We start from the raw sequence: 12,661 nt of genomic DNA on the forward strand, positions 1-12,661 counted from the left end.
ATGAGTGACAGTTAAAAAAAAACGGGCTGTTCCATCATCCTCTTACCGCTTGGTCGGAGGTGGGAGCAGCCCGTTTTATTGACTTACTTCGTATTTTTTTCTTTCAGCTTTTTTTCGATGGCGGCGGGGAAACCCTGGAGGATATGGCTGGCGTCATAGTTTATACTGTCGACCACGACAACATGAAACCCGAGGATGGAAACAAAGGGATTGGAAACATCACCAACTTTGAGGCCGCGGACAGCCTGGAAGTATTCGGGAAGCATCTCCTCCGGTTTCTGCCAGACCATGTAGCCGCTGGTTTCGCGGAGCTCATCATAGGTGTTGTACTTTTCAAGGATTTCATCAAAACCCGTTCCATCGACAATCTGGTCATGGATTTTGGTGAGAGCATCCAAAACTGCAAGGCTGTCATCATGATCGGGTATGATGGCAAAAAGGATATGCTGGGCGTGACGTTTCTGGCTGCGGATTTCAAGCAGTTTGATAATGTGGAACCCAAACTGCGTTTTTACCGGCCCACGGATTTCGCCCGGTTTCATGGAGAAAACCGCCTCCGAAAAAGGTTTCACCATTTGCTTGAAAGAGAAAAAGCCCAGATCGCCTCCGGATTTTTGAACACCGGGTTCTTGGGAGTATTTTCGGGCGAGGGAGGAAAAATCCTCCCCTGATTTGGTTTTTTTCAGGCATTCGTATACCCTTTTCAGCACTTTATTTTCCAGTTCCGGAGATGGAGTCGGCTCAAGAAGAATCTGTCGGAGACGGTATTGCACAGGGACCCTATCGTTTTTCGAATCCCGAAAGGCAAATGACGAAGGTGCCATGCTGATTCCGAGAAAAGTAAGCGTTATGATAAAAGTATTAAACCTCATGACTATTCCTTATGTTTGAAAAGCTTGTGAAAAACACTTTTATTGAATGAAATCCCCGCTTTTTCTAAACTCACCTCTTGGTCTCCTCTCTATTCTATAGAGGAGATAACTCGTTGCGAGCCTTCTAGTTCCCCCTCTATAGTATAGAGAGGGGGTCAGGGGGTGAGTTTCGTGCTAATGACTCCCTGTATAATAACTCTCCGAACCCTGTAAGGCAAGACTGTGTTGTACAATTACTCCAGGAATGATTTTTTCCTTGGTTTTTTTCAGTTTTCGTAAAAAACATTTGATTCTGAGAGAGGCTGTCATTATATAATTACATATTTCAACAGAATTTTACGGGTTAAACCATTTCGTGAGGAAGGAAATGAGAACCATGAAAAAAGCCGGTATTGCTCCGTTCATGATCATATTGTTGACATCGTCGCCGCTTTTTGCCGAGGTGGTGCTGGAGCCGTTTTCTTACACACAGGATTTTGAGAAGCGCTCCGAGTGTGCCTGGTCATCCTACCCGGAATGGCAGGATACCGCCTACGACCCGAATTTCAGGGCCAACACCATTGTTCCCGGCGATCCCAATATCTCCATAGTCCAGATAGTGACTCCCTACACCAATGTAGACAACTATGCCGGAACTCAGAAATCTTTGGACGCTTATCTGATCCCCGGATCCTCCATCACCCTGCGTTATTTCCTAAAAACTCAGCTTGCCGCCGAATATTTCAAAGTTCGCCTGGCATCCGGCCCGGACGGCAAACTCGACGTGACCATCCCAAATCCGCCCCGTAACCGCTGGGAATGGGTAACGGTTACCTATAGTGACTTTATCCGGGAAAACCCCCGTGTGGCCGGGAAAGGACAGATCAAGGTGAACGCTCTGGCGGTGCTGGCCAAGTTCCCCAAGGGGGATCCTACCATGCCCATTTACCTGGGACTGGACGATGTGACGTTCAAAGGGGCGCGGGCGCTCGCATTCCAGTTTGCAGAGCCGCAGATGTACAAGCTCTCCGAGTGGAAGCCATACATTCCTCAGAAGCATTACAAGAAAGGCGAGTCTTTCAACCTGGCGGGAAGATGGCCCCTTGCGGCGGACAAGGTCACCCTGAATGTAATCTCGTTTACCGACACAACCAAATCGTTCCTGGCCGCTCCGCTCAAGAACAGCGGGGATGAATGGTCTCTTCGGGATCTGAAACTCACCTGGCCGGAGGGTATGTACCTCGGAACCCTCACCGCCTGGCGGGGAACGGAGAAGCTTTCGGACACCCAGTTCACCCTGTACATCGCTCCGGCCGGCCTGGGAGGCAATCATCCCCGGCTCTGGTTCGACAGCGAGAAAAAAAAGTGGGTGGACAGCCGGCTGAAGAGCGAGAAGTTCAAAAAGGTCTATGACAATATTATTTCCTCGGCCAGTTCCTCACGGTCGAGCAACCCGGTGGACAGGGTGGTCTGGGATATCGACCAGTTCCCGGATGAAAACTGGCTGCCGACCCTTACCGCCTGGTCAGGAACACGGCTCGGCGCATGGGAAAGCGCCATTCATAACAATGCTCTGGCCTACGCAATAAGCGGCGACAAGGAGGCCGGTACTTACTGCAAGGAACTCCTGGTAAAGGTCAGCGAGTTCCCTTACCTCCTCCATCCCTGGATGATCAAACGCGGCCACGGCATCTACTATCCGGTCGGGGAATTCGGCATGGAGATGGCTCTCGGCTACGACCTTACCTACGACCTGATGACCGAAAACGAGCGGAAGGTCGTCTGTGACGGCATGATGAAGAACATCGTCCTCGGCTGCCATAACGGGTATGTGGTGGACAACCTGGTGACTTCCACCTCATCCAACTGGGTGGCGCACATCACCGGCGGCTCGCTCATGTGCCAGGCCGCCATGTACGGCGACAGCCCGGATATGGCCCCGCTGGAACCCTACTTCACCGGCGCGGTGTTCAAAGACCACATCCTGATCCAGAACGCGCTCGACCGTGACGGCGAATACGGCGAGGGGTATGGCTATTTCGATTTCTCCATGCTTTCCTGGTCGAAGAGCCTCCCTGCGCTGGAGAATGTGTTCAAAGTGGATATTTCCGGCAAGCTCAACGGCGGATATAAGGGACTGGCCTGGGCGGGCATACTCAAGAACAAGGAGTATTTCTATTTCGGTGATTCAGGCGGCGGCCTCCGCCCGATGACCAATTTCGCCTGGCTCCTCCCCAAATACAAGGACCCCCTTCTCGGATACCTTTACAACTATCTAAAGGGCGGCGAAACGTTCATGGATGTCCTCTATGAAACCGCCGATGTGCCGAAAAAGGATCCGTTTGCCGAAAATCCGGTGAAGGTGTTCAAGGATGTGGGCACCACGGTGTTCAAGAGCGGCTGGGAGAAGGATGATTTCGCTTTCGTGATGCGCACCGGACCGTTCGTCAATCACCAGCACCTGGATCAGGGGTCTTTCTGGCTTGCGGACCGGGGAGTCGATTTCATCACCGAACGTCACGGCTCCACCTACTATAACGACCCCATATATCAGTCCTGGTACACACAGCCGGTGGCTCATTCCACCATCCTCATCGACAACAATCACCAGAGCCAGCGGGTGGGCGACCTCCTCCTGCATGTGGACGGGTTCAACGATTACGCCTATGTCTGGCAGTTCCTGGACGGCAGGAGCGCCGCATTCACCTCCGGCAACATCGGCCGCCTCTACTGGGACAAGGTGAAGAGCCTGAAACGGAATGTGCTCTACCTGAAACCCCGCACCCTGCTCATGCTCGACACAGTAATTCCGTGTGAAAAGGATGTGGATGTGACCCTCCTCTACCAGACCGAGCGCCTGGGGGACATCACCGCCGGAGCGAAAGCTTCCCGCATCACCAAAGACGGGGTGACCATGCATGTCAGGCACCTCTCCCCGGCCTTTATTGACGCCAAAGCGGTTGAAACTCCCCACTACCTCTCCACACTCCGTGACCGTAATCCCCTGGTCAAAGAGGGGATGCTCACTGTGCAGGCGCGCACGGACGGCGTTCCGCAGGTGATGGCCAACCTCATCACCACCACCAAGGGCGGCGACCCGAATGTTTCCACCGAGGAAGGCAACGGCTTTGTTTCCGGAACCGCGGACGGCGTCCCGTTCATCTACAGCACCCGGCCCGGAGCGGTCTATACCGCCCGCGAGTTCATTACCGACGCCCCTGCTCTCACCTGGGACTCCGCGCGCACCTTCGCGGCCATTACCCAGACCCTTTCGAAGAACGGCGTTCTGGTCATGGAAGCGGACAACCCGGTGACCTTCGAATCCTCCGCCGAGGGATTCAAGTACAATACCTGCCGCGACTGCACCCTGACCCTGGGCGCCCCCGCCAAACCGGCGACTGTCACCCTGAACGGCAAGGCGATATCATTCACCTGGAACGCCGAAAAATCGGCGGTTGTGCTGGGGATAACAAAGGGGGACGGGATGGTGGTGGCGAAGTAAAAATGCGGTGAACCACGAAAGACACGAAATTAAGAACTAAAGAACAAGAAAAAAGAAGAAAAGAATGAAGGAACAGGGAAGGGGAGCGAAGGCTCCCCTTTTTTATCAAAAAAATTAAAATCTTAGGCGATGTTACCAACTTATTTTATGCCATATTCTTCTATTAATTTGAGTAGACCATTTCGTCCGATATTGGTTTGATCTGGCCCAAGAATCAAATGAAGTGTTATATTTGGAATAGGTTCATTCCGTTTATTGAATTGTACTGTAGTCACCCTTAGTTTATTTATAGTTTTGTCATATTTTACGTAGGATTCACCATGTTTTGATAAGCTTTTTTTCTTCCAACCATCTTTTTTCAAAATGCGCACTAATTGTTTTCCAGTAATTGCAGGCAGACCTCCGCTCATAATCGGCCTCAGCTGAACTGCGGTATAGTAAAGCTGTCTTTTGTTATAAGAGTACCTAATGGAAGGGTATCGTGTATCTCAACTTTTTTCCGTCTTGGGGAAAGGGTTACAGGAACATTATGTTCTTTTAGAAATCGATCACATTCTCCCACATCTTCAAGTGTATTTAAATGCAAGGCGATCAAGTCACGAAGAATTTCTTCTGTCTCTTCTATTGTATCGCCGAAAGAAGCGGTTCCAAGCTCTTTACAATGACCAGTCCACACATCCCCTTCCTTTTCAAAGATCATGGTCAGAACGATATATCTCATGTAAGACATATTTATCTCCTTTTTTTAGATATGATTTTTCCTTAATTTCATCACCAAAACGGAGTTTTGAGCTTATAATACCTATGGCGCCATCTTTGGCATTACGTATAGCTTCCTCTTCTGAATCACCACAAGCAAGAACTCCAGGAAGCCTAGGGCAATAAGCATAATATCCCTCGCCATCCGGCTCAACTTTAATGGTAATTTCATATATACATTCTTCCATAATATTTCCTCCCACATGATATACTTTCAGTATACATCCATTTTGTAATGATAAATATACTAGTTTAAAGATCAACCTCAAGGGAAAAATAAAGGATATTGTCTGAACCACTGATTCGTGTGATTGAAATGATAAAAAATGATAAATGCGGAAACCGGCGACGGTTACCCTGAACGGCAAATCGGTATCCTTCACCTGGGACGCAGAAAAATCTGCGGTGGTGCTGGGGATAACCAAGGGCGACGGGATGGTGGTAGTGAAGTAAAAGGGAAAGATAAAAGGAAAAGAATGAAGGAAAGGGGGAGGGGAGCTTCCCTTCAGGATACCGTTGTTAAACGGACTACTTCAGAAGGAATATGAAGAATAAGTAGAGTAACACATATATGATAATACCAATCAGAGTGGCCACTAAGAATGTGATCGGGCTGCGTCGAAACATGCGCCTGTAGACGTGAAGGATGCCCACAATAGGATCTTGATTTCGGTCCCGCTTGGACAAAGTACGTTCAAGCTCGTCCACAATTCTCACTGCATTCTCCACCTTGTCGGAAGCAAGGGCAGTCCTCAGTTCATTCAGAACTACCTCGTGTTCCCGTGTGACCTCCGCCACCGGTTTCCGTTTACTGGATTCGCGCATTTCCAAAAACATATTCTGCACGCAATCGTAATACTTCTGTTTTTGTTCAGGGCTCAGATGTCGGCTCCTCTCAAACCTCAGAATGACATCTCCCAACCACTCCTCAATCCGGTATTCCCCTGCGAGGTCAATGTCAACGTCACGTTCCACAGCGCGAAATATGGACCTAAGCCGCGAGTCGTCGATTTGTGCTTGGTTCACAATCATCTCTTCAAGAAGGTCCAACAGCGTTTCCTTTGCCTTCCTGATTCGCTCTCTCCGGATTCGCTTTCCTGAGAACCAGAGACCGATAGGCCCCAACACGAAGAAGATCAGTCCGATGATGAAGGCGATGACTATGCTAGTGCTATTCTGTTTCCAGAACTCGAGAAATCCGGCTTACATTACACCCCCTTACCCTAACAAGAATAAGATTGCTACCGATAAGTTGCAAAGTTTCATTTTTTTCTGACAGTATAATGACTTATGAGAATAGTACCAAAATGCATAAGTCCGAGAGATTTTCAAAGGGGAAAATAAAAAAATCCCTTGACTAGAGAGGAGCATATTACCGCCGCGGGATATTTTTCTTGAAACTTGTTTAGTGGAAGCAGAGGGTTTCCCCCTCTATTTTCAAGAGAGGGGGTCAGGGGGTGAGTTTCCACACCACCTTCTTTACCCCCGGTTTCACCGTCATCCGCATCGTTTTCCCATCCTTTTCAAGAGAAATCTGCTGCTCCGGGTTTCCCTCCCAGCGGAGAGAGAGACGGCCATCGGGGCCGGTTGCGCCCTGAAAGAGCGTCCGCCCCTTGCCGGAGAGGTCGCGGAAGATATGCACCCAGCGCATGGGTTTGGCTTGGGCGTCAACGATTTCTAGTTGGGCTACCTGGTTCTTTAGCTCGAAAGCCAGCGTTTCGCCTTCAAGCTTGAAATTGTATTCTCCGGCAGGTAGGTTAAAAGAAACCCCGTCCGAAGTCGTCCCACCTGTCAGAAAATTGTCCGAAAGCGATGCTTTTGTAAGCTTCCAGGGGAGGGTGACTTTCCCGCCTTCCAGGGAGGAAAGGCTGCCGGATGAAGCGGCGGCGTTGAAATACAGGGTCGCCGGATTACGGAATCGGAACCGGAGATCGCCAGCTTTCGCTTCAAGACAGTCTACAAGGAACACCTCGCCTGGTGTGGCGGCGAGACGGCTCTCATCGGAAGTGAGCAAAGGAATCTGATCCGCCCGGTATCGGAGCAGGGCGAGCGTCCCTTTGATAACTCCGGGATGATTGCCGAGGAGAATCCTCCACGCATCCGCTCCCTGGCGGATGACTGCATCGGTTTCGGCGCCCTTGAGAATTTCGGTTGAGCCGCTGTTCACCCCCGCTTTCCAGGGGCGCAGAACTGCAAAAAAATCCTCGGAAGGCTGATGGTGAACTTTGATCCAGCGGTAGGGGCCGAAATGGCTCCGGGTCTGGGGGACATTGATGTTATAGGTGCGCAGGGCGGACGCCAGCACTTCCCAGTGGTCGGAGTAGTAGACAGGGATATTCCGCGCCCGGTCGGTGTTTGGCAGTATGGCATAAAGCGGCATCACTTTGAACGTGTCCGGGCGGCCAATCGCCCAGCCGTCCCAGTCTTTCATGGTGATACGGTTCGGGCGGTTCCAGATTGGGTCGCTGTTCATGGTCACCGGGCGGGAAAGTTCTATCCCCTCGCCCCAGAGGACGGAGGTTCCCTCGCCCACCATGAGCGTTCTGGGGAAATATCCCGGCCCGGCGGAATCGCCCGGTTTCCAGCCCCAGGCGTACTGGTAAGCCCAGTAGCACACCCCGCCGTTCTCGACATACTTCCAGAGCTTTTCGCGGTAATCCGCCATGTCGCGGTCCCGGACAAGTACGGCAAAATGTCCCACTACGATGCGGTCGAACCGTGATAGATCCCCGCCCAGGGCTTTATAATCGAGCAGCTCATACTGCATCCCGAGCCGCTTGAGAATCTGCTCAGTCTGGCCGTCGATTTCGACGAGGCCGATTCGTTTGGGACGGGTGGGATACGAAAGGATATTCTCCAGAATTTTCCTGGCGCCCTCGTGATTGTTATCGAGCACCTGACGGGCGATGTCGAGGGCGTTGAAGATGAACATCCCCTTCCCGTAGGGGCAGCGCAGCACCATGGGCCAGTCCGCGCGGATGCTCTCGGTGGGCCAGTCAAGAGTAAAGTCGAGCGGCTTTTCCTGTAGGAAATCGATGGCCAGTCTCACCCCTTCACGGTTGGTGAAGGTGATGGTATTGCCGGAGCTTGTCACATTTTCGGCAGGGATGTGCAGATTCCACTGCAAGGGGTAGGATGAGCGCACCTGGTCCCAGATCACCAGCACATCCGGTTTCAGAAAAAGAAAATGACGGCGGTTGAACGGTGCGGGAAGGCCGATATCCCAGTTGGCAACCTCCCCGGAAGCGTAGTCGAATCCGGGTGTGGAGAGAAAATGCGCCACACCGTCCGGGTAATAGTCGCGGGCGAGAGTCTCGTCGATGGTTTTATTCACCTCGACTGCGGGGCCGCTGTACTTTTTCTCCGGAATGGCCAGGGATTCCCCTGCGCCGTCGAAGGTGACCACGCTGTGGGAATAGTCCACCTGATCCAGCATCCGCCGTGACCAGACATAGGATGCCGCGCCACGGGTGAGGGTGAGTGGAAATCCGCGCCAGATCAGGGAAAAATCGCCGTGATTGGGCTGGTGGTGCATGGTGTTGTTGGCGGTTCCCCATTCCGGGCCGAATGTGGCGAAAAAGAGCGTCTCGTCCTTCTCGGCAAATCGCTCCCGGAAAAGCACATACCCCATTCCGGGTAGATAGCTCATATACGAGGGCTTCACCGGGGCGATGTCGGGATTCACGAACAAGAGGCTCTCCGGAGCGAGCTGAGAGCCGAGATTTTTCCAACTCCATATCCACTCGCCTGCCATCCGTGGATCGCTTTCCGCATACCGTGAGGCCGCCCAGCCGAGGATCACGCCCTGGTTTTCCCACCAGTGTGAATCATCCGCCGCAAGCATGGTGGGACGGTTCGGACCTTCCGTTGCGGGAGCTGGGTTGCTTTCGGAGAAGAACCCGAGCATCTTCTTGAAGCGGTCGTCCTGGAAATAATCATGAACTCCGGCGTTTTTCAGCGCCGCCGCCAGAAGGTATAACTGCTGGAGCACGCCGCCGGCATACCGGGGATTTTCATTCCAGGCCCCGCCCGGCCGTGAGCCGAGGCTCAAAACCCGCTCGAAATAATCAGAGGCATACCGGGTAATTTCCTTCGCCCGCGGATCTTTGGTGAAAACCAGGCCATATAACCCGACCGCCAGGAGACGGTTGACATTCATGTTGGCGGTGACCCATTCTTCCCTGTCCTCGGGAATGTAGTCGGTCTGGAAAAGGAAACCTTTCCCCAGGTGGTCTTGCCCCTTGTTCAGGTAGTGGGTGATCGTCCATGAGAGCGTTTCTTCGATCCGGCGGCGGTCATCATCGGTATAAACGCCGCTGTCCCTGGTCATGTCGTACGCCAGGATGGCCGATACCGCCTGGTAGGGGCTGCGGAGAATCCAGATATCCACCATGTAGGGAATATATTTCCGGAGATAGTCCATGCTCGCAAGGGCTGAACTCCGGGCTTTCAGCGCGTATTTCCGCTCCCCGGTAAGCAGGTACAGCACCGGGGCTGCGCTGCCGCCGTCTCCGGCGGACATTCTTCGGACATAACTCTGCAGGGGTTCCTTCGTCAGGTTGTTTTTTGCCCTGGCAAGCTCGGTATCGGTGACTAAAACAGCGCCCCGGGCTGGAAGGGCTGACAGGAGACAGAGAATTCCGAGGAGAAACAGCATGGACAATCGAAATCGCAGAAACGGAGAGAACAGATCCTGAAACAAGTTCAGGATGACACGTGTCATGCCGAACTCGTTTCGGCATCTATATACATACGGCTTCATTGTGATGCTCCTTATTTTTCACTATTTTTTACCGCATTTTTCCCCAGACGTTCTTCAAGCTGTTTAAGGTAAAGACTTATCGGCTGAACATGTATATCCAAAGATTCGATGTAACCCTCCGGCCATGAGTAGTCGATGAGGCCGCGGTTGTAGATCATGGCGTTGAGGCCGATGTGGCCGATGGAGTAGTTCTGAGCCGCGGGGGTCTTCTGCACGATGAACATGCCCTCGCAGTTCCAGGCGAAGCTGTTGAATCCCATCCAGCGCGGCGGCACCGAAGTGGCGTACCGGAAAGCGAGCGGGGCTTTCACATTGTCGTAAAGGCTGCCCACTATCAGGCTGGAATGCGGCTCGCTGCTCCCGTAAGGGCGTGTAGCGATGCAGTCGAGGAATACATTCGGCCCGCAGGTCGCTGTGCCTCCCAGCACGAAGGAATGCCTCCCCTGGTCAGACCGGCACCTCTGGACGAGGCAAAGCTGACCGCACATATGGAAGGTGAACCTGCGTCCCCCGGCGCTGACCGAAACCGGCTCGATGGAAGTACAATCCTGCACGGTGGTCCGTTTGCTTCCTGCGTCCATAAGTACGGTGCTCATGGCGAAATGGAGCGCGGTGACATCCCGCACCCAGGCGTCCCGGACATTGGTCATCCGTATGAAGTTCCAGTAATGGTTCTCATCCGAGTAATATTCAAAGCCGGTATAATCCGGACGGTCCATGTTCCCGAACTTGTTTGTGCGAATGCTCCGGTCGAAATCTGACATTCCCCGGAGGTTTTCAACTCCGACCTGGGCGATGCGCCCGGAGTCCGTGTACTTCACCAGTTCGCCGCCGCCCCAGCGGGTTTCGATGGCTGCGACAAGGGGAATGTCCACAGTGATATGGTCGCCATCAACCGCGGTGACAGTGCGCTCGGAATCGTGGCGGATGTCTTCCGTCCACTTGGTCGGGTCGAGCCGGAGTGAGTCGTACCATGCCCTGTTGCCGAACCTTCGGACAAGAACCGTATCGCCCGTCTTGAACCCTGTCGCTGATGAAACACGGAAGCTGCGCGCCCCCACCGGAACATAATCGTCGAGAATGCGCGCCGCGCTGCCCTTTATTTCCACCGCCCCGGAGGCTCCGGCGAACTCGATAAGTCCGATATTCTGGATTGGTGTACCGGCCTTGCCTTTGAACGATCCCTTCCCGAAAAGCACTGTGCCATTTTCGCCCTGGCCCTCGCCGCGGAGTATCACGCCGCCAACGGTAATCCGAAGCGGCTTGTCCAACTCGTACCGTCCCCGCTTGATGAGCACAGCCCCCCGGAAGCCATTCTTGTCCGGCGCAAGCGCAGAAACGCGGTCGATTGCCTCCTGGATACGGCCTGCATCATTCCCTCCGCCGGGCTTCACCACCGCTTTAACCGGTAATTTCGGAAGACGAACACCACCGCCGCCATACCCGGCATAGGAAAAATCGGGAAAAGTGTTGCCCTTTTCATCCGGTGTATACACCAATCTCCCATCTTTTCCGGGATATACCAACCGGCTGTAATTAACAGACTGCTTATCATTGTCGGCCTGCCACAACCTGGGATAACAATGGTACGGAATCATCAATATCAAGATCAGAGAAATTGTAACCACCTTTATCCAATTCTTTTCAAACATGATATCCCAGCCTTTTTATATACGGTATGTTTCAGTGATATGAGTTAAATTGTTTATTGAGCAAGATAGGATGCCGTTTCATGTTCTGCAAGGAGGAATTATGCTGCTCCGGTAAATATTAGAATGCATTGTTGATAATAGATGCGGCAACGGTTTCATCGTTCCCGCCTGCGGCAACGGTTTCATCGTTCCTGCAAAGCGGCAACAAGTTCGGCATGACGTTTGCCAGTTACACTGTATAATCACCGGAGTAATAAAACCAAAATCAATAGACCGGATAAAACACTTTCCGGAGTTTTCTCTTTGATTTTTCTGTAATTTTTATGTATATTTTTTCGAAGAGCCGATGTAGCTCAGCAGGCAGAGCATCTCACTTGTAATGAGAGGGTCACCCGTTCGATTCGGGTCATCGGCTCCAATAAGATTTTAATAATAACAGCCACTTACAGAGATTTGTAATGTGGCTTTTTTATCTCTACTTTGTCTTGGGTCTATGCCGGGTCTATGATACAGGGAAAATCGTGAAGAAAAAGTCCTCGGATTATAGTCAAGCCATACTCTGATATGCCGCGACATGCTTCATTCAAAGAAACGTGCAATATTCGCATTGTGAGCTTTTTTTATATGAAGCAAGTGAGAATTTGAAGAATAATTGGTTATATTTAAGCATCAGAATGAAACAAAACCCCGCCACAGAGTATAATTATGAGGTAAATTTCAAGGATCGTTTGTCAGGCCATATCAGAAGACCTTTATAAAAAGATAAACGATTTTACGCCTTTTTTATGCATCTACAACAAGAAGATAACCTACTTGTTGAACCAAGACATTTAAACAAGCCTATTGTGTTTTTAAATGATCTCCAATATCACAACTATCAACTTGGTTTGAATTAAAAGTAACAATGCTATGTCAATTCGTCAAATAACGCACACTTTAAATTCTATCTTTTCCAGGCCATGTTTTTGTACGCTGAAAAAAGATAGCTCGCAAAATCGTTCACTGGCGAATCGATTAGACGCAAGAAGGGGCATTCCTGATAAATGGTTAAACCTTATCGACACCAAGAAACCAGCAGGATAGTTTTAGGATCGTTTACCCCAGCAAGAAACATCCAATTTTGCCCATCAAAGCA

The 12,661-nt window shown here is 51.5% G+C and carries 8 protein-coding genes and 1 tRNA gene; 2 read left to right on the top strand and 7 right to left on the bottom strand.

Annotated features, from left to right (window positions below; translation table 11 throughout):
- Window positions 1-83: 83 nt before the first annotated feature.
- On the bottom strand, window positions 84-872 hold the full coding sequence (locus Q8O92_15255) for a peptidylprolyl isomerase (GenBank protein MDP2984676.1): 789 nt from the start codon (window positions 870-872) through the stop codon (window positions 84-86).
- 376 nt (window positions 873-1,248) lie between these two features.
- Between Q8O92_15255 and Q8O92_15260 the strand changes: the two genes are divergently transcribed.
- Window positions 1,249-4,353: a heparinase II/III family protein gene (locus Q8O92_15260; GenBank protein MDP2984677.1), complete on the top strand. Its 3,105-nt coding sequence runs from the start codon at window positions 1,249-1,251 to the stop codon at window positions 4,351-4,353.
- A gap of 140 nt (window positions 4,354-4,493) precedes the next feature.
- Here the strand turns inward: Q8O92_15260 and Q8O92_15265 are convergent, their stop codons facing one another.
- The 6 genes from Q8O92_15265 to Q8O92_15290 form a co-directional block, all read right to left on the bottom strand.
- The gene (locus Q8O92_15265) at window positions 4,494-4,763 is read right to left on the bottom strand and encodes a hypothetical protein (protein MDP2984678.1); all 270 of its coding nucleotides are present in this window, start codon (window positions 4,761-4,763) and stop codon (window positions 4,494-4,496) included.
- A gap of 8 nt (window positions 4,764-4,771) precedes the next feature.
- Window positions 4,772-5,074: a type II toxin-antitoxin system HicB family antitoxin gene (locus Q8O92_15270; GenBank protein ID MDP2984679.1), complete on the bottom strand. Its 303-nt coding sequence runs from the start codon at window positions 5,072-5,074 to the stop codon at window positions 4,772-4,774.
- The gene (locus tag Q8O92_15275; GenBank protein MDP2984680.1) at window positions 5,043-5,300 is read right to left on the bottom strand and encodes a type II toxin-antitoxin system HicB family antitoxin; all 258 of its coding nucleotides are present in this window, start codon (window positions 5,298-5,300) and stop codon (window positions 5,043-5,045) included. The genes Q8O92_15270 and Q8O92_15275 overlap by 32 nt, the downstream gene beginning before the upstream one ends.
- Window positions 5,301-5,640: 340 nt before the next feature.
- Window positions 5,641-6,162, bottom strand: a complete 522-nt coding sequence (locus Q8O92_15280) for a hypothetical protein (protein ID MDP2984681.1) — start codon at window positions 6,160-6,162, stop codon at window positions 5,641-5,643.
- A gap of 400 nt (window positions 6,163-6,562) precedes the next feature.
- Window positions 6,563-9,874 carry a hypothetical protein gene (locus Q8O92_15285; GenBank protein MDP2984682.1) on the bottom strand — a complete coding sequence of 1,104 codons (3,312 nt, stop codon included), beginning with the start codon at window positions 9,872-9,874 and terminating at the stop codon, window positions 6,563-6,565.
- Window positions 9,875-9,885: 11 nt separating this feature from the next.
- On the bottom strand, window positions 9,886-11,526 hold the full coding sequence (locus Q8O92_15290; GenBank protein ID MDP2984683.1) for a hypothetical protein: 1,641 nt from the start codon (window positions 11,524-11,526) through the stop codon (window positions 9,886-9,888).
- 342 nt (window positions 11,527-11,868) lie between these two features.
- Here Q8O92_15290 and Q8O92_15295 point away from each other — a divergent pair.
- Window positions 11,869-11,944: transfer RNA gene (locus Q8O92_15295), tRNA-Thr, on the top strand.
- Window positions 11,945-12,661 lie beyond the last annotated feature (717 nt).

Origin of the sequence: Candidatus Latescibacter sp., assembly GCA_030692375.1 — a bacterium.
Classification (GTDB): Bacteria; Latescibacterota; Latescibacteria; order Latescibacterales; family Latescibacteraceae; genus JAUYCD01.